This is a genomic window from Chryseobacterium herbae (assembly GCF_025154075.1).
Lineage (GTDB): Bacteria > Bacteroidota > Bacteroidia > Flavobacteriales > Weeksellaceae > Chryseobacterium > Chryseobacterium herbae.
In genome coordinates this window covers 448962-468917 of the sequence record NZ_JAOAMU010000002.1, presented here as the reverse complement: position 1 = coordinate 468917, position 19956 = coordinate 448962, and the positions used below count along the sequence as shown (strand labels likewise).

Genomic DNA, 19956 nt, shown 5'->3' with positions numbered 1-19956 from the left:
GCAGGATACTATTCCAGGCTCTTGAAGTGGCGTTACATTTTGCAAAAGAAAAGCCACTGGGGGATCTACCTATAGGTCTTAAAAAAACTTATACTATCATCGGATTGAATTGAAACTTACAAATTATTGATCTGGAAGCACTTTACCCCTTCAGTTGGATATTCATTTCTAAAGCCTCTCCCTTATTGTTTAATGTAGGTTAAAATTCAAATCAAAGTTCATTTGCTGGGGGAAGTTTTTTGTGAATTTCAGTGCTAAGATTTAACATATATTCTAAAAAGTCAAATACCTATTTGGGATATATTAAATTTTAAACAAATACCCTTATATTTTTCAACAAACTGATTTTCAGTATATAAAAATTGTAAAATCGCCCAAATCACACATGAATATTTCTGAATTATTCATGTATCGTGATTGTAAAGGTGTTGTGGTTATCATAATATTGCATCAAAATGATAACCGATTCTGAAAATAACATGATGAACCAAATCTTCTCTCTTCATTCACTTGGAGTGAGGAGATTTTTCTTATTCATCTTGTTGTTAATCAATTTTCAGATCATGCAGGCTGTTTGTATCCATAACGAAGCTCCTTTATCAGACGCTCCCTCTACATCAAATATTATAGTTGTATCAGGGGGTACTATAATCTCAGGTATGGAGCAAATATATGTTTCCCCACCAAAAAAGGAAAAAATAGAGAAAATTCTCAAAAGAAAAAATACACTTGTATCCCATAAAAGAAAATACAAAAAAAGACAGGCGCTCTCCCAAATTGTTAAAAAAAATAATAAATCCCCATTAATTTTCAGTAAAAATATACAATCAGAGAAATTCTTACTGGTTGGCTCCGATAACAACAAGCAAATCGTACGGCCAAATCAACAAAAAGTGAAATTTACTCTTTTTGGCTCCGAAAACATGATACCTGTTCCGGTCTGTCTACTGGATATTTTCCTGAAAAGAATCTATAAAAACCGTGGGGCTTCACATCTAAAATTATTTAGAAATTTCAAACGACCTCCTCCATTTCTATGTATGGCTATCGCTAAAAAAATCATCGGATAGCTTTTTACTAAACGAAAATTCCAACATAATTTATCCATATCGCCGGTTCGTCCGATGTGAACAGGTAACATCATTTTTTGACTCAAACAAAAAAGGATGAGACCATCATTGGCAATAGTCAAAGGATGCATGATAAGCCTGGGCTGAAGATAGTTAACCATTATTTACTTTTCAGGCCAAATACATTTTTTTTGGAAAGAAAACATACCACTCATATAAAACCTAACTAAAAATCATGAAAAAACAACTCCTACCCATAGCCATTTTACTTGCTGTAACGGGTACTTTAAAGTCTCAGATTGCCATAGGAAAACCGACCGTAACCAATGCTTCGGTATCCTTGGAATTTGCAGATACAGAAAATCGGGGATTCGTGCTTCCCTATGTAGAAACAAAGACAGGAATTACAAGTAATGGTACCATCATTTATGATACTACCGATCACAAAGTAAAATACCTGAAGGACTCCGGAATATGGACTGATTTAAGTGTTGACAACGCCGGAACAGCTGATATTTTAATCCAAACCAATAAAACGGAATCTATGACTGCAAAATCAGTCATTGGATCAGCTGCTGCTACAGACAATACACCCGGCATGTTGGTTTTATCCGATACCAACAAGGCGATGATATTACCCAAAGTGACCAGTCCACACCTCAACATCATCGATCCTGCTCCCGGAATGATGGCTTATGACACCGTTAAACGACAACTTGCTGTCTACAACGGCAAATTCTGGACTTTCTGGAAACCTTAAATCAATAAAACATGGAAGAAATACACTTTTATTAGCCCATTTTTTATAAACATGACTGTCCCTACTCAAGTAGGTATTAATATCAAGTTTTCAAAGACCATATTGGATATAGCTATACCCCTTAAATCATAAAACGCATTGTCATATTTATAAAAAATAACACGATAAAAAAGCACATGCCGGAAATCCGGCTAAAAACTATTACATCATGAAAAAACAAACCCTCTTTTTCCTCATATTTCTCATTATGGGTAATATGATGATTTTGGCACAAAGCTGCAATATCAATGCAGGAGCCAATGCCGTCATTTGCGGCACGTCTGCCAATCTATCGGGAAGCCCGGGCGGAAGTACAGCTGGAAACCCATTATGGACCCTCGTATCTAAACCCTCAGGTGCACCGGACCCGGTTATTGTAACACCCTCAGGTTACAATACCAATGTTACAGGAATGACCTCTCCCGGAAATTATGTATTCCAGATTGCCCAGACCTGTACTACAGGAACGGCAACCTCACAGGTAACCATTACGGCCCCGGGAGCAGTCTCTACTTTTACTGCAGGGCCTGACATCACCAACGTTTCTGCCATTACAGGTACTGCAACCTTAAATGCAGTAATTCCTTCAGGCTATACCGTATCGTGGACTTATTATAACATTTATAATAAAGATTTTTATAATCAGACTACCACCACGAATGCAACCATGTCTAATACGACAACTGCAACCCCTACTTTAACCCTTACCAAGAAAGCTAATCATGATATTGACCCAGCTTATCGTGCGGTATTAAGGATAACATCCATCAACAATCCAAACTGTTGGTACGAAGATGACGCCATTGTCAGGTTCATTCCTAATCCACAAATCAGTCTTCCGGCAACCCACAACAGATGCTATCCATCGACAGAGACCAACCGGTATATCAATTTGAGTGGAACCTCTCCAATGTTCGCAAGCAATACGACAAACTCATCCGGAAACCCAGCATTTGGGACCACAGTTACTGTAAACGTCATTAGCCAGCCAGCAGGGGGAAATATTTCATTTTATCAAATAAGGAATAATTCAATCTACTTCAATGGTGTAAATGTTACAGGAGCTTATGTATTCACCCTAACGGTCTCCAATGCCAATGGAACATACACAACTCCTCAGGTAACCTACAACTATAATGGAACAGATCCCAAGCTAGTAAGTTTTATTGATTCCTCATATCCTGAACAAATGCAATATTATATTGCAGCTGGTAGTGGGGGTGCTGTGTATTGTAATAAGGCAGGGTCGACAACCCCTATTACCATCTATTTTAAGATTGATCCTTCAGACCCTGCAACACTTACCACAACAGTTGGTAATTCGGGGATTGCTCCTCCTGGAGGAAATCCTACTTTGGTTTTGAACGGAGCTGGAACAATGAACAGGAATGTATTGGTAACACCACCTGCCGGAGGTTGGCGAGTGGGAACCTATATCGTTAATTTATCTATCAAAAATGGTACCTGCGGTAATAGTCAGGATTATTATATTCATATTTCAGACGGTAGCCGCCCCAATGTGGCTGTCCCCAATACTACAATATGTTATACTGGATCAGGTGTTGTGACGACGACAGTTCCTTTGCCTGCTGTATATCAAGGGGTGGTCAACACCAGTTACCTTCAGGGATTTTCCGGCAGATATGATTTCGTCTTAGTTTCCAAACCTGCCGGAGCTGCTAATCCTGTTTACGAATCCAATAATCTAAGAACATTTACCAATACCTCTACCACGATAAGTAACCTTGATAAGCAGGGAGAGTATGTATTCAAGATAAAGGCGCTTCCTAATGCAGGTGGAGTGGATTCCAGATTCCTGGATCAAGAATATGCCTGCTCAGGAACTTCCCCGGAGGGTACATTTTCCATATTTGTATCTCCGCAGGTAAATGCCAATGCAGGATCCAATCAAACCTTGGGAATAGGAGTTTCACAGGCTTCTCTCAATGGGAACAATCCGGGAGCATCATCTACAGGTTTATGGGCCTTGGTTTCAAAACCAGCCGGAGCTCCTGATCCGGTGATAGCCAATTCATCTTTATACAATACCAATGTTACAGGACTTATCAGTTCAGGAACATATACTTTCAGATGGACTGTTACCACCGGTACCTGTACAAGTACCAGCGATCTTACCGTTACAGTTGTAGCTCCTGGCCCCGGTGGAGTTCAGGGAGCTAATTTTTGGGTAAAATCAGATGATGCAGGAATTATTGCTACAGCATGGAAGGACCATTCTGTACATGCGGATAATATTCCAAATGTGGGTGGGGTGACATTATCTCCAGCAGACAGAAGCCATAATTTCAATCCTTACACTACCGGTTATACCTCTTCTAAATTCTTTTATAATGCTGCTTCCGTATTGAATCCTACCAATGGAGAGCTGCCTAATATATCTCATTCCATTTTTTCAGCAGTAAGACCCACTACAGCAGGAACCGGACGTATTACAGGAATTGATGATGAAACAACATATGGTTCCCAGCCCGGTGTTTCAATTGCGAATGGAAAACCAAGGCATTATGAATATCTGAATGTTATAACGTCTACAGATTTTTCTGCAACATTCAATAATGGTATTTCCAATATTTTCTCGGCAATAGCAAATAATTCTATTGCGAACGGAGGATCTTCTGCTTCATCAGGAGGAGAAAAAAGATTAGGTCTGAATGGTACTTATGAAACAACTTCATTTACCGGATCTAATAAATTTCAGTTATATGGCCATAATCTAAGAGTGGGCCATGCCGGCTGGGACGCACCGGGTGCTTTCCCTGGAGATATTATGGAAATTTTATGGTTCAAACGTGCCTTAACAGCGGATGAACAGTCAAGGATAAATTCTTACCTGGCCGTAAAGAATGGGGTTACACTGAACGAGAATTATCTTTCAACAACCAGCAATGTGATATGGGACAGAACCATTAATACGGGTTACAACAATAATATTTTTGGTCTTGCCAAGGATGATCTTACCTTATTACATCAAAAGCAATCTGGAAGTACAAATAGCGGACAGAAGCTTGTCATTTCCACAACAGGATTTGCGGATAGTAATGCAGCCAACAATACAGGTTTAGCAAATGACATGCAATTCCTGATCACAGGAGATAATGGTTTGGATCAAAGCCTTAAAACACCATTGTCTTACACTTCTGGTTCTAATGGATCGGCTAACTACCGTTTTGAATCTATATGGAAAGTACAAAATTCAGGAAGTGTAGGAGCAGTAACGATTGCCTGGCCTAAAGGAGTAAATAGCATGTACCTGGTTCAATCTTCAGATGCTACAATTGATGGCACTGACAGCTTTATTCCAATGGTCACTGAGGTTACTGTGAACGGAGTGGTATACCATACAGCTAACGTAACATTGATAAACGGGCAATATTTTACCTTTGCCGGTTTTGCTTATGCGCCCGGTGGGGTATTCTCTGCTGCCTGGTATCGTGCAGATGATGTTTCAAACCTGTTCTCAGACTCTGGAACTACGGTTGTAACAGACAATGCTAACGTTCAGCAATGGAATGAATTCAACAACAAACCATTCTCTCTTCTACAGTCAACTGCAAGCTATCGTCCGAAGTTTTCCAATGCCTCTACCTTAGCAAACTTTAATCCAACCATAACTTATGATGGGACTCAAAAATGGATGCAGTATGCCCCAGCAGATGCTCAAGGGTATATCTTGAATAAAAGCAAAGGAGCATTATTCTCTGCTGGAAATACAACAAGTGCAACATCTTCATTATTTGGATTTGGAATAGCAGGATCTGGCAATGCAATGGATGATCCAGGTCTGTACAGCTTTACTGGAAATAAATTTTTATTCTATCCTGTAATAGGTGAATATGCCCCTCAAAGTACCTATACCATCAACCGCTCTTACATTGGCGGCGGTACTTGGGAAAATGGCACAGGAACGGGAGGAAACAATGGTGTCAACATCACATTAAATGGCTTTCATCAAGCGTACGGAACCAATATTTCGAATGTAAATACCGACGTAAGTCGTAATGCCTTAATGGTAGGAAAAGCTGATGCAGGAGCACAATTGGTTGGAGAGCAGAACGAAATGATTGTTTTCGCTGATAAGCTAACTGATCAGGAATTAAATAAGGTAGAATCCTATCTTGCCATTAAATATGGACAAACCCTTAGCAAGGAACAAAACAGAAATTATTTGAGTTCTGCAGGTACTGTGGTTTGGGATGGATCCTCCAATAGTTACTACAATAATATATTGGGCATAGCAAGAGATAATACATCTGCTTTACACCAAAAACAATCCCGAAGTGTAAATGATGGCCAAAAGCTAATCATTGGTGCAGGAAATTCATTAGCCAATACCAATATCGCCAATATCAATTCCTTGACGGAAGGGCAATTCTTAATCACAGGAGACAATGGCCTTAAACAAACCCTAAACACTCCATTAGTGTATAGTGCAGGAGCGAATGGGGAAACCAACCATCGTTTTGAAGCCATCTGGAAGGTACAAAATAGTAATAATGTAGCAAGCGTGACGATTGCCTGGCCTAAAGAAATAAAAAATCTTTATCTGGTACAGTCTTCAAGCCCTGTTTTTGATGCAACATCTACATTCACTCCAATGATGACAGAAACAACTGTAAATGGCGTGATATACAGCACCGCCAATGTAACATTAGCGAATGGACAGTATTTCACTTTTGCAGGATACTTGTACGCTCCTGGAGGAGTTGCCGGATCAGATTTCTGGATCAGATCCGATGATGCAGGAAACATTGCAACGGCATGGAAAGACAATTCCATCAACGCCAATGATATTCCTGCAGTGGGTACATGGACCCTTTCTTCAGCAGATAAAGATCATAACTTCCATCCATACACCACAGGATATAGTGCTTCGAAATTATTTTACAATAATGCTTCAACATTGAATCCTACTAATGGAGAACTGCCTAATATATCTCATTCTATCTTCTCAGCAATAAGACCTATTACGGCAGGAACAGGGCGTATCACGGGAATTGATGATGATGCAACCTATGCTTCTGAGCCTGCGGCATCAATTGCCAATGGAAAGCCAAGACATTATGAATACTATAATGTTACTACCTCAACAGATTTTTCTACAGCTTTCAATATGGGTTCGTCTAATGTATTCTCAACGATAGCCAATAATTCCGTTGCGAATGGAGGAACATCCACTTTTTTGGGTGGAGAAAAAAGATTAGGACTGAATGGTGCTTATGAAATAACCACCTTTAACAATACCAATAAATTCCAAATTTATGGCCGTAACCTAAGGGTAGGCCAGGCAGGATGGGATGCTGCCGGAGCTTTTCCTGGAGACATCATGGAAGTAATTTGGTACAAGCGGGCCTTAACAGTCAATGAACAATCAAGAATCAACTCTTACCTTGCTGTAAAGAATGGAGTTACCATGGTGGAAAATTATCTTTCCACGGCTAGCAATGTGGTATGGGATATAGCTAATAATACAGGTTACAATAACAATGTCTTCGGTATTGCAAAAGATGAGGTCACTGTATTGAACCAAAAACAGTCAGCAAGTATCAATAACGGTCAAAAGCTTGTCATCTCAACAACAGGATTTGCCGATAATAATGCAGCCAACAATACTGATTTACCAAGCAATCAGCAATTCTTAATGGTTGGAGACAACAATTTGAAACAGGGACTAAAAATGCCTCTGGCCTATATCAATGGTACTAACGGAGAAACGAATTTCCGTTTCGAAGCGATTTGGAAAGCACAGAACACAGGAAATGTAGGACAAGTAACTGTTGCCTGGCCAAAGGGAATCAAAAACCTATATCTGGTACAATCTCCAGACGAAACATTCGAGACAACGGATAATTTCACCCCAATGACGACGGAAGTTTCTATAAATGGGATGATTTATAAAACAGTCAATGTAGCATTGAGCAATGGGCAGTTCTTCACTTTTGCAGGTTTTGGACTTGCACCCGGTGGAGTTGTGAATAATCTTTCCTACTGGTACCGAGCTGATAAAGATGCTGCGAACACAGGAGATGGAACAGATATTACGGCATGGACTGATCAGTTCTCAGGAACTACATCAGCACAATTGGGAACCAATGCCCTGCCAAAATTCAAGTTGGGTGCTGCCAGTTACTTTAACTTCAACCCAGGAGTCAACTTTACTGCAAATACTCAAACCATTGGAAATACATCAGTAAGAACCTTTGGCAACAATACCTATGATATCTTTATCCTGACAAAAGATGGACTATCAAACCCCGGTAGTAATGGAAGAATATTTAGCTCTTTATTGGATAATTCTAAATTAAGTGGCAGTATCAACTACTGGGATGGTTTTGGCGATATGTATGACAATAGAGCAGAAAGAGTGAGAGCCGATGAAGGGTATAGATATCTTGCTAATCCTGGAGGAACAAGATCAACAACAATTCCAAGCATTGTATATCACAATTTATTAAATACCAGTACTGGTAAAGGAATCAACGGAGGTGTTGTTTCCATGAGCGGAACACATACCCCCATAGACTTTCTAAACGGAGGACATACCTTCGGTTCTACGCAAATAGGCTCCAATGGAAGTGATAATGGAGGTTTTGTTGGAAATCTGGGAGAAACGATTGTTTATGGAGAAGGTAATCTTACAATTACAGAAAGAAGAAGAGTAGATTCGTATCTTGCCATCAAATACGGTATAACGCTGGGGCAAGTAAATACAAGCCACTATCTGAATACAGATGGAAATACAGTATGGAATGGAGCAGCCAATATTACGTTCAACAATAATATCTTTGGAATATCTCGTGATGATATTGAAATGTTAGAACAAAAGGTATCGAAAAGTGTCAATGCAGGAACGATTCTTACTATTGCCACAATCAATGATTTTGCTTCTCCGAACCAACTTGCAGCACGAATAGGATTTACGAATGATAAAACATACTTCCTGCTTGGAGACAACAATGTTACAGCAACACCACTTACTAACATCACAATTGCCGGAAATACACTGCAGAGAATCCAGAGAACGTGGTTATCTCAACGTTCAAATACTCCTGGAAGTCTATACTTCGAGGCAGACCTTTCAGCCTATGGAGTTACATTCTCAGCTGGGAACAACATTCAAATGATTGTAGCGGATGATGCAGCTTTCACAATAAATGTAAAAACAATCAACGGAATATTTACATCCAGCAGATGGATATTTATGAATGATTTCAACGCTGATAATAGCGTAAGATACATAACATTTGCTGAAGGAAAAACCTCCTGTTATAAACCGGGTGCTATTGCTACCACCGGCAATCCGGCATTACCTACAAAAGTAGGAATTACCGCTCTTGGAAGAGCTGGCGCCGGAAATACTGACAACTGGCCAATGGTAAGAAAAGGTGGCTGGCTGGTGTTGGAAGCAAAAACCAAAGGTTTTGTTCCAAACAGAGTGAAGTTCAACACATTCAACCAACCTGTAGCTGCTGATGGGATAACTCTTGTTATTACAACTCCTGTAGAGGGTATGATGGTGTATGATATGACCAACAAATGCATGAAGATGTACACTCTTAAGGAAGGTGACGCAACCATGACCTGGCACTGTATCTCCACACAAACTTGTCCTGATTAGAAAAGTACAGGTTCAATAACTGATAGAAACTTAGCTCCGGAAAGTATTGTACGGAACGGGGCTAAGACTATCAATTTTAGTCCATTAATTGCAGTTCACTGTGATGAATGATATAATAAAAACTAAGTAATCCCATGATACAATGAGCCATAAAACATTTTATATGCTTACAAGATTTTAGTCATGAAATTCCATCATGATAAAAAACTTGTACTAATAACATATCAACAATATTTTATTAGTATGGAATTTATAAAATCAATATCATCCAGTTATTGATTTATAACATAATAATGTCCTTCCCTCTCCTATTAAAACTAATACTGCTTATGACTACAAATTTTAGAAATATTCATATTGGAAAGTTCATTCATCTGCGCGTTAAGGAAAGCAAGATTGACTTAACCCGGATCTGCAACTTTATGAAATGTACAGAAGTTGAAATCAACGAAATGTACCTACAGGAAGACCTATCCACTAATATCTTACTGAGATGGAGCAAACTGCTTGAATATGATTTCTTCAGACTATATTCACAGCATTTGATCCTCTATGCCCCACCTTCTGCCTCAATCCGGGAATCCACTGTCTCAAAACTACCCCGCTTCAGGAAGAACATCTATACCCGGGAAATGATAGATTTTATTATGGAGCTCATAGAGAAGCAAGAAAAGACTAAGCGGCAAATTACCGATGAATACAGGATTCCTTATACCACTTTATGCAAGTGGGTAGCAAAAAATAATAAATAACATCATCAAATCAGAAATGGAAAAACAGAATCAACCAAATTATAAACTGATCTATTCAGACATCATTGAACGAAAATTCCCTCATAAGAAAGCAGAATGCGAAAAATTATTAGAAAAAAAAATGCTTTCTGCTATGGACATTCTGGAACTGAATAACAGAATTTTTGGCACCAAAAATCAAGATGCAAAAAAGATGAATCAAAAACTTCGCTCCTACAATAAAACAGATATAATACGTATTCTTGATTACCAGAAGAATCATAGAATGAACAATATTCAGGTAGCGGAGCACTTTGGATTGAGCAAAAACACGATGACCAAATGGCGAAGGATATTTCAATAGTATACAAAATATCAACTTCTTACGCATCCCCTATCATAAAACTCCTTAATTGGGCGTTGAGGCTTTCTGGATGGTCTTGAACCAGCTAAGATAAATATCCGGTCTTTCTTTTCAATGACAGATAATGGCGGATTTGAGCGGAATCGATCATAAATCCCATCCTTTAACGCCGGAAGTTTATGACCTCCAAGAACAATAATTGTCTGTTCGGGTTTGATAGTCTCAATTGTCATATGATTTTTTTTGTTTACAATTAAAGTATTTGAATCAAAAGGTTTTTGATAGGCATCATTTTACTACCCGTTAGAAACTCAATCGGAAAGGTTTGGAAAAGAAGGAAAATATAAAAGATCATCCTGATGCATATTCTTTTTATAAGTTACATTGAAGTTGGTAATAAACCAACTCCAATGTAAAAAATATGTATTTTGACAATCCGAAAAGTCCGAAAAATTAATAAAATCAACATGTCAGGAAGATTCGACATTGAATCATTAAATCTGAAATACCAAGTCTCATAAAATTAGATAGGTTTTATCTGACCTAATAAATTTCACGAGCGATATTGCCCGGGCATGAAGTACGCTTGGCCAATCAAGATTTAATACTTATGGTCTGCTAGAATAAATCTTTTTAGAATAGGATCAATATCCTGTTTGGCAACATAGACAAACTTCCCGACATTATATTTTGGTATATTGTGCAGAATGATGATACTCTGCAGAGTCTTTCAGCAAGTGAGTAATTTGCCAGGATTTCACCGATTGTATGACAGTATTTTAGGGATGGGCGTTTGTTATCCGATGCATTACTCTTTTCGTATCATTGTAATTGTAATCTATATAATCTAAAACAGCATCTATTTTCCGATACAAAACTTCAAAACACCTGATTACTAGTCGATTAAATAGAACAAGGAACAATTGAGGAACAAATTTCATCCAAATATCGATAAACATTGCAAAGAAACGAAAAGAGATGATTTCGTTCCAATCAAATAATACAAGAAAAAACAAATTATTTTATACCCATTTTTATTCTAAATTTACCTCAATCCTCACAGACGACATTCCGGTCAGCAATTAAATCAACCCCCAAATTTTCTTACTCATCATTTGGAATTTTACCCATTTAAACGGTATTGTTACTTGACTATGATGTGTGGGTTGAGTAAGAAAACTTTAAACGGTAATGAAAAAAACAATAAGGTTTTAACTTTATAGTCATAAAATTCACGCAATATGTAAGTATCAACCGGCATACATAAACGGCAGTAGCAAAACCAAATTTCTATTTTTCAACCTGTCGACACTTTAAATCAAGGAGTTAAGTCGCATTTCGAGTTTATATCACAGCAATTCACACTAATTTTTGAGTCAGAAGTTGATAAAATATCAGATAGACCTCGTGAATTATCTATGATCACCTGCAAAATTCGTTCGTTTAAATCGAAATCTGTTAGGTGTGATCAGAAACTGTGCAAGTTAATTCTAATTTGATAGAAGCGTTTTTCATAATCTTGTCGTTAATGCTAAAGTACATAATAGTATTTAAATGTGGTTATCAACCGCACTTTTTTGGAGCTCCACTCATGTTTAGGTAGATTGTTATTCAAAGTGATTCATAATACAAAAATCCATCACTAAGCCTGCTTAAAATTTGCAAGTATCAAGGAGAAATTATCTTTAGCCTCTTCGAGTAATCGTTTTTCAATGATATCCATTGCGTCAATATTTGATTTAGTACTATCCAAAATTTGTTGAATTTGGATACCATTCAAAATGTCACTAACTCCATCAGAACAAATTACAAATACATCTTGATCTTCAACCAGTTCTACCTTAAAATAGTCTAACTGTGACCTGTTTACTTCACCCTGAACTGATCGCGTCACAACATGTTTGTACTTAATGATCTGTTCGGGATTTACGATAGAACCTTTATCGATGACCTCATTCATAAGAGTATGTGAATAAGACTCTTTTTGAAGTATATTATTCTTGAAATGAAAAATTTTCACATCTCCGACCCAAAAACATAAAGCTTCTTTCGACGTGACAATTGCACCTCCAACAGTTGTTCCCAGTTTTATTCCTTCTTTTTCCTTGAATTGCCGTATTACGAGATTTGCTTTATTTATTGCTTTCTGAACATGATTCGGATCGATATAGGGTACGGATGATAGATAAGTAAGTATGTTTTCTGATACTAACCGTGCAGCTATTTCCCCCTGCTCATACCCCCCCATGCCGTCAGCCACAATGAAAAGAAAAGTGTTAGGATTAAGATTCTGAACCAAGACATAGTCTTGGTTTATTTTTCGTTTACCTTTATGCGTTAATATAATAGATTTCATTTTCCTCCTGTTGCCTGTATTGTTCCTCCCCCATGTTTAGTCACCCTAGGTCTTGTTGATATTTTGACAGGTTTAACAGAGATCGCTTTGTCTGTTGCTTTCGTAGCCCATAAAAAGCCTTCACCTGGCATCAATGAACTCATATCTGCCGGACCAAGGGTTGAAAGTTGTGTAATAGATTTCTGAATGTGTTTCAACCATTGAGGGCTGTTGAACTTATGTAACAACACAATAGAACTAAGCTCAATTATTTCATTTGGCAAGCTAGGAGGATCCTGACTAGCAATCATTATACTCACCCCTTTATGTCTCATTTCACGGATAGCAGTTACAATATTACCTGTTAGGTCTTTGTTATCCATATATTTATGAGCTTCATCAAACACGATAAATTTATTAAAATGACCCCCGTTCAGATTTTTTACAGCTGAAAACACGTTTAGCATGATTACAAATAATCCAAGAGCTTCGTCTTTTACTATAAATTCATCTCTTAGATCCACGATAATTAGCCTGCCTGGCTTGAGTGAATCTCTGAGAGTATAGCTATCATCGATATACTCTCTTGCGAAACTTAATTTTTGCCGAGCCAGCGCTTTTTGAGAGTTAGACAGCAATTCAGATGATTCAACACTTTCGACGATTCCATCAAGTGTAATATTTCTTCGGTGTTCTTTCATAATGGCTTTAAGTTGCTTTATGTAAGCAGAATCATTTCCGACCGCACCAAGTAAAAACATCCAATCCTGAACACTTAGCTCCTTAGAGTTAAACGCAATAGGCAAAACTTCAATGGAAGGATATTCCGATTGTCTTTCTTCGATTTTATCCCTAGGAGTTAGTATAATAACATCTTCTACATTATCTGGGTCAGCCCCATACCTCTCTTTTAACTTTATAAGCTCGGCACCTTGATCATTTGGATAAATCATAGAGGTAAACTCTGGCTCATAGTCCATACTTTCACTATAGTGAAAAATCACACCTGCAAGAGGGGCTGGAAGTTCATTTACATTATTGAATTGTTTTAATACCATCTCTGAAATGGTACCAATAGTGTAACTTTTACCGCCTCCCTGAACTCCAAATAAACTAATGGTATTTGTTTCACTTAAATCAATTGCTATTTTTTTACCATGCAGACTTTCTCCTAATATTCCAAACTGATTGCTAGGAGAGCCTTTTCCAATCAAAAGATCATAGACTGGTGTTGTGTGAACAATATTCTGGATAATCTCTTCACCAGATTCGATTTTGTCAATTATGCCCCCGCTACCCGACTGAAGAGTTAATTTAAGCTCTTCTTTCGATTCAACAGCAACTGATTTTTTCACAGCAGGAGATTTTATGTCAATAGGTTCTTCCCATTGGGATTTAGAAGTTGAATCATTTTTCACTACATCACTCTCAGGAAACTCTTTGGCCTTGAATTTCTGAATGAATGGTTTTAAAGCCCTGTTTGCACCAATCGCCGAACTTAATTCGGCATCAAAATCATTTTCTTCTAATCTTCTAGTATTAAGATCGGAATCTGGGTCAAGAATCTGTTCAACTAACTTTCCTCCAAAGATGAAAAATGTCAAATCATGATCTATAACTTCCTTATGGTGTTTTTTGGAAGCTGAAAAATTAAATATAAATCCAAGCTTGTTAAACTTTAGCTTAAATCCACCATCTAAATATTGCAGGAATTCTATGTAACTTTCATAAGCATTTTCATTTAAGTATTCATAACGGTGAGCCCTTTCTATGTAAAAGCTTAATAAAGACTTTAACTCCTTGTTCTTGATTTCTCTATCCAGCCTATCGAACGATAAATGGTATTCAGGATCATAGTGAGTTCTAAGAGCCGTAATTGTATTTTCAATTTGTTCTTTTATTTTTTCTTTTAGTTCATGGCTTTCTGCTTCACCAAGTGATTTCCTACATTTAATCTCAATAATGGATATATTAATTTCTTTTTTTTCAAGGTTAAAAGACACCAACAAATTATCTGCACGGCTTTTACTATCAATTGGTAAGTTTTCAAAAAGATTTTGATGTAAATCAATTGGAATCAAAAAAGCTTCTTCTAAAAATCCTTTCTTTTCAAGTATCCGTTTGGTAAAAGCAGATCCAATTACCTCAAAAGCCTTATTTTTTGATGAATTAAGCTGTAGGACTAGTGAGCTACTGACAGCCCTTAAATCTTCGAGTAATATTTTTATTTTCTTTTCGTCACTTGGTTCGTGAATATCTAAGTTGAATTCTTTGAAATGCGGACCAAGTAAGCCTAAAACTTCTGATGTGGGTCTTGTCGTTAAATATGATGTAACCCCGGTCACCTCTTCACCAGGAACATAATCTAGAAGAAATGGAATATTCCCATCTTTTGAGGGTTGATCAAATATCTGAGGGCCAAGATTTCTGTCAAAAGTCACCACCCAATCAGAGTAGTCGTGTAAATGAGTTAGTAATACTTTATCTTTATCATTTAGTCTTAACTGTGTTGAAGGTATGGAATCTGTATGTTTTGACGCTAATGCACCGCCTATAAATGATTGAATATTGTCAAATAGTTTAATACCTAATACGCCAGCACCAGAATCTGAAAGAGATAGGCTATTACCAACAATAAAACGATTCCATTTTATTTCAGTGCTATTTTCGTCGACCGTAACAGTTGATTCTGTCAAGAGTCCATTAAGATAAAAATTTCTATTATTTCTGTATGGTTTGATTAACTCTACTGTAATAGGAAATGGGCTTATTAAAAAGCTTAAATGCGATGTAAATCTAAAAGGATTTGTTAGATATTCTGATATGCTGTTGATTGAAAATCTAAGTTTTGGAAATAATCGGTTTTTCGACGGTTGCGAAAAAGCTTCCGCTTCTTCAGAAACATTAAACTCTGGATTTATTAGATTTGTAAGAGCTTCACCATGTTCGATAATTTTATCATCACCTTTAAATATTCTAACTTCATATTTAATTCCCTTAAAAGAATGCTCTTTTTCCAATTCAACAAATGCGTCAGCAAATACAGAGGTGTCCCCAGAATTTATGAGATTGATAATGAGCTTATCGGTGTAAGGGTGCTGCGAAAGATAATTTTTAATGTGACGAACTACCAATTTCTGGCTAATGTCCGTTTCAACATAATTATCCCTCGTGATATTAAACAACTGCCTGAAATAATGTTTCATTTGTCTTGAGACCGATGTCATTCCATTTTTCGATTCATCGGCTAATACATTCAGGTATAATCCCCAACCGTACGCTAATTCACCCGAATAATGATAACTTTTAAATGAGTTTGGTTCAACTAAAACTAAAGGGTTATTTTCAGGAGAAAGCTGTCCTTCAAATAGGTATTCAAGATTTTTCGTCCATGTGCCTCTATAACCATGGTAATTTTCTGTTTTCTGTTCCCAGTCGTTAAATACCTCCATCAACTGTAAAGACCAAGCTAGACGTAATGGATGCAATGGAGAAAGCAAAAGAGCCTCGGTACGCTGTCCATCAGGAAGCTTAGTTTTAATCCTGGCGATATCTAGTATTTGTAGTTCCGTTAGAAAATGTTGTATTTTACTCTTCTCTTCTGAGCTTATATTGTCATTGGAAACTTTTTCATTAAGACAAGTAGTCCAGTCAGTCAGTTGTTGAATATATTCTTTAATTTTTTCACGATAATTAAATATATCGGCCGTCTCAAAAACACCGTCCCCAGCCTCGTTTGACATCTGAATACTTGAAAAAATATCTTCTCTAAGTTTTAATATCGCAATAGGAATGACTCTTGTTAATTCACTTTCTACAAATTGTAGACTCTCATAGCCAACAGCAGAAGAGTTGCTTTTTAGTACACCTTTGACATACCCAAAGCTATTACCGTTTTTTAAAAATGCTATTTCAATTTCACGTAATTTTGAAGATAGATTAATCTGATAATTGTGTTTTTCTGAATAATTAATATGAAAAGTCGAGGTGTGCTTCCTTAAATCATTAAGCCAAATATTTGAATTTTCATTCGGAATAGGTTCATCTAATTCTTCCTCATATTTAAGTTTTTCAATTCTATATTTGAAATAAGCTTGTAATACGTTGTTTAATTTATCCTTTCGATGATCGTTGTTGCGTTCAACAGTTTCATCTACCACATAATCGAAATCTTCAGAATCACAAATTAGCTTATAAGGAAAATTGCTCTTGGCACTATTTTCATCCTGCAATTTAGCTTCCTCCCAAGCCTTTTGAATTTTAGGCTCTTTAAAATCATCGTCTCCATTTAAAACAGTTCCGTGATCATTTTCAGCTAATACCTTGAAAAAATAAGAGCCCTCTTCGATAATATTGGCGTTCAATTCTACGGTTGCTTCTCGGAAAGGACGGTTTGAAGCTGTATTTTTAAGTTGTCGTAAAACAGAAATTTCCTCACCCGCACCACCGTCAACCGACATTAATATGACTTTAAAATACTTTAGATCCGATATATCTTTGGGATTAGGATTAGTCCTAAATCGAATACGAACCTTCGAAATTTTATTTTCCTCTACATGAAGAACTTTTTTACCCTCCTCAATCTTAAAATCGGTTGATTTGATTTCTTCAGTAAAAAGTTTGATATGCGTAAAATCTAAATCCGGAATCTTCCAATTAGAAAAATTTAATTGTGGGTATTTTTCAGAGATAAGTCTGCAAATTTCTTCTGCATTTCTTGCCTCTTTTTCGGCCTTAATAAAATTTACAACTTCCTTTTGCAATGTATTAGGCTCTAATGGAAGCTCAGAAATCCTTTCGTATAGAGGTTTACTAAATGAGCTTAATAGTGTCGTACTTAAAATATTGAAATTTAATCTAGACCTGATCTTTTCTGTTTCCTGAACCAAAATTGAGTCTGGTATTAAATTCAATAAATATAAATTGTCTCCAATGGCTTTATTTGAATAGCCATCTTCTTCTAAGGCTAGCAAATATTTAATAACATTTACAATGCTTACATCGTAAGCTTTCAGGTAATTTAATACTTCATTTCTAATGATATGAGCCCATCTATCAGGTATTTTATCTAATAAGTCGTTCTTAAGATTAGCCTCTATACCTTCTAAAGAAATTTCCTTGAAAGTAGCATTACCATATGAATCTTCAGCAGCAGTTCTGCTGTTAGAAGGTATCAGCACCAACAATGGTGCATCTTGTTTATTTCTTAATTCAATTAATTTAGTTGCCGAGATAAATTTTCTATCATCATTCCTTTCTTCTGAAACTATAAAAGTATCAATGTTTGGATATTGAACATGAATCACATTCCATAAAAAATCAAGTTCGTTAAGCCCCAAACCAGTTATTTTCATACAGTGCCCAGCAATAGTCTTACTGAGATCTCCCTTATGAAGTTCAAGGATGAGATCAATTATTCTTCTATAATATGTATTAGGCGTTTTCAAAATTTCCATTTTACTGAGCGTTTAGTTCATAACGAGGTCTTATTCTTTGAAGAATGTAAGCGTCACTTAAATCATTATAAAAACCTATTTGACGAAGTTTTCTTTTAAAAGCATCAACATTTTCTTTGAATGCTAAATGGGTTTGTAAATCCGCATCTGCAAACCGATCTTCATTCAGTCCATTTATCACCAATCCGTATCTATCTCTGATACTCTGAATAAGTTCTTCGATTGATAGCGTTCGCGTGTTGAACTGGTTATCTTTTGATTCCAATACAAGTATTTGAACTAATGTTTCTAGAAGCCGTGTACCTAAAACAAAACGCCTTGGGTGTTTGCGACTTCTACCTTGAGCCATAAACCCACGCTCATTATTTTTTTGAGAAAGGTTATCAATTAATTGGATATGATAACGATATTGGTATGTTCCCCTTGCTTTAAGAATCGTTTCTATATATCGATCAAAGTACGTATCCTCATACCGCACCATATCTTCTATCATTAGTTTGTCTTCTTCTTCCAGTGAGTTATAGAGATTGTCCCATTGTGTTTCAAAGTAAATTTCGAAATCTGATGGCTTATCTTTTAATACCTGGAGTGCTTTTTCTATGTTTTCTGAATTGTTTTTATCCAACTTTAACCTTCGCAATGTCGCATTGACTTGGAAAGTAGCTTTTACATAGTCGTACACTTTATTTATTAAACTTTCAGCATCATTAGCTGCTATTTTAGCCGCTTTGCTTTCGTGATTATCAGTTGCATCCAATACAATATTCCAGTCATCATTTATATCCGAAGTACCACTTTCTATCATTTTTGGTAGAAGGTGAATTAATTTTTGGATGTAAATAGAAAGATGAAAGGATGTTATTGTTTTCAGGTAGTCTATCAATACATTTCTTGGAATTAGTCTTTTGTAAACTAAAAGTCTTCTAACATCGTCGCAAAATAATTCGGCTTGTTTTTGCAGTATCGGATAGATTTGGTTAAGGTTAGAACTACTTTCCAAAAATCCCGGTTTTACATTTTTGATAATGTGTAGTAGCCCCAAACTATCCACGTCCAATCCGTTGTTGGCATTGATTTTATTAGTAGTTTGGTCCCACCCCTCCATTAAAAAGTCTTTCAAATCTTCTTTTACAGTTGGATTGGCAGAAAGCATTAGGTATACCTGATCTGCAGTATTATAATCTCTTGTATTAGCTGCATTTCTAACTCTGTAGCACTCAAGATGTATTGGTCTAAGCGAAGAAACTTTCTCTTTATCGATATTTCCCCTGTAAACCATATTTACCAAGTTACTCCTCATCCATAGCTCTGCTGCTTCTGGATTATCTTTAAATCCTAAAATTGAGCCATCCTCTTCAAGTTTGGTGAATACTTTTTTCAACGTGTGAATTTCAATAAATGCATTCTCTGCAGAACGAGCTCTCTGTTTTGGCCTGTTTCCATTATGCTTAAGGAGCATAAACAAATTAACCATTGTATTATCAATATTTATTGCCTTCGCATCAACTGTAAAAATCAGTTCATTTCTAAATAAACTTTCCTCTTTGTTTAATTTAATTGCCATA

The 19956-nt window shown here is 36.7% G+C and carries 8 protein-coding genes; 5 read left to right on the top strand and 3 right to left on the bottom strand.

Annotated features, from left to right (window positions below):
* Window positions 1-479 precede the first annotated feature (479 nt).
* The 5 genes from N0B48_RS08250 to N0B48_RS08230 all read left to right on the top strand — a co-directional run bounded on the left by N0B48_RS08250 (window position 480) and on the right by N0B48_RS08230 (window position 10600).
* On the top strand, window positions 480-1070 hold the full coding sequence (locus N0B48_RS08250) for a hypothetical protein (protein WP_259838175.1): 591 nt from the start codon (window positions 480-482) through the stop codon (window positions 1068-1070).
* A 235-nt stretch (window positions 1071-1305) separates the two neighbouring features.
* Window positions 1306-1830 carry a phage tail-like protein gene (locus tag N0B48_RS08245; protein ID WP_259838174.1) on the top strand — a complete coding sequence of 175 codons (525 nt, stop codon included), beginning with the start codon at window positions 1306-1308 and terminating at the stop codon, window positions 1828-1830.
* Window positions 1831-2038: 208 nt separating this feature from the next.
* A complete protein-coding gene (locus N0B48_RS08240; RefSeq protein ID WP_259838173.1) occupies window positions 2039-9505 on the top strand; it encodes a DUF8202 domain-containing protein in 7467 nt (2488 codons plus the stop codon).
* Between the two features lie 422 nt (window positions 9506-9927).
* Window positions 9928-10257, top strand: coding sequence for a hypothetical protein (locus tag N0B48_RS08235; RefSeq protein WP_349644534.1), 330 nt, complete (start codon window positions 9928-9930; stop codon window positions 10255-10257).
* 16 nt (window positions 10258-10273) lie between these two features.
* Window positions 10274-10600 carry a helix-turn-helix domain-containing protein gene (locus tag N0B48_RS08230; RefSeq protein WP_259838171.1) on the top strand — a complete coding sequence of 109 codons (327 nt, stop codon included), beginning with the start codon at window positions 10274-10276 and terminating at the stop codon, window positions 10598-10600.
* Between the two features lie 1642 nt (window positions 10601-12242).
* Here the strand turns inward: N0B48_RS08230 and N0B48_RS08225 are convergent.
* Genes N0B48_RS08225 through mads7 form a run of 3 tightly spaced genes read right to left on the bottom strand, consistent with a single transcriptional unit; the run spans window position 12243 to window position 19955 of the window.
* A complete protein-coding gene (locus N0B48_RS08225; protein WP_259838169.1) occupies window positions 12243-12956 on the bottom strand; it encodes a PP2C family protein-serine/threonine phosphatase in 714 nt (237 codons plus the stop codon).
* Complete coding sequence (mads8, locus tag N0B48_RS08220; protein WP_259838168.1) at window positions 12953-18391, bottom strand: methylation-associated defense system ATP-binding protein MAD8; 5439 nt, start codon at window positions 18389-18391, stop codon at window positions 12953-12955. Before mads8 ends, N0B48_RS08225 begins: the two co-directional genes overlap by 4 nt.
* A 1-nt stretch (window position 18392) precedes the next feature.
* On the bottom strand, window positions 18393-19955 hold the full coding sequence (gene mads7 / locus N0B48_RS08215; RefSeq protein ID WP_259838166.1) for a methylation-associated defense system protein MAD7: 1563 nt from the start codon (window positions 19953-19955) through the stop codon (window positions 18393-18395).
* Between the last annotated feature and the right edge of the window lies 1 nt (window position 19956).

Bases quoted from the DNA above. Each gene is read 5' to 3' on its own strand.
- mads7 (WP_259838166.1), bottom strand. From the start codon at position 19,955: ATGGCAATTAAATTAAACAAAGAGGAAAGTTTATTTAGAAATGAACTG.
- mads8 (WP_259838168.1), bottom strand. From the start codon at position 18,391: ATGGAAATTTTGAAAACGCCTAATACATATTATAGAAGAATAATTGAT.
- N0B48_RS08240 (WP_259838173.1), top strand. From the start codon at position 2,039: ATGAAAAAACAAACCCTCTTTTTCCTCATATTTCTCATTATGGGTAAT.
- N0B48_RS08225 (WP_259838169.1), bottom strand. From the start codon at position 12,956: ATGAAATCTATTATATTAACGCATAAAGGTAAACGAAAAATAAACCAA.
- N0B48_RS08235 (WP_349644534.1), top strand. From the start codon at position 9,928: ATGAAATGTACAGAAGTTGAAATCAACGAAATGTACCTACAGGAAGAC.
- N0B48_RS08245 (WP_259838174.1), top strand. From the start codon at position 1,306: ATGAAAAAACAACTCCTACCCATAGCCATTTTACTTGCTGTAACGGGT.
- N0B48_RS08230 (WP_259838171.1), top strand. From the start codon at position 10,274: ATGGAAAAACAGAATCAACCAAATTATAAACTGATCTATTCAGACATC.
- N0B48_RS08250 (WP_259838175.1), top strand. From the start codon at position 480: ATGATGAACCAAATCTTCTCTCTTCATTCACTTGGAGTGAGGAGATTT.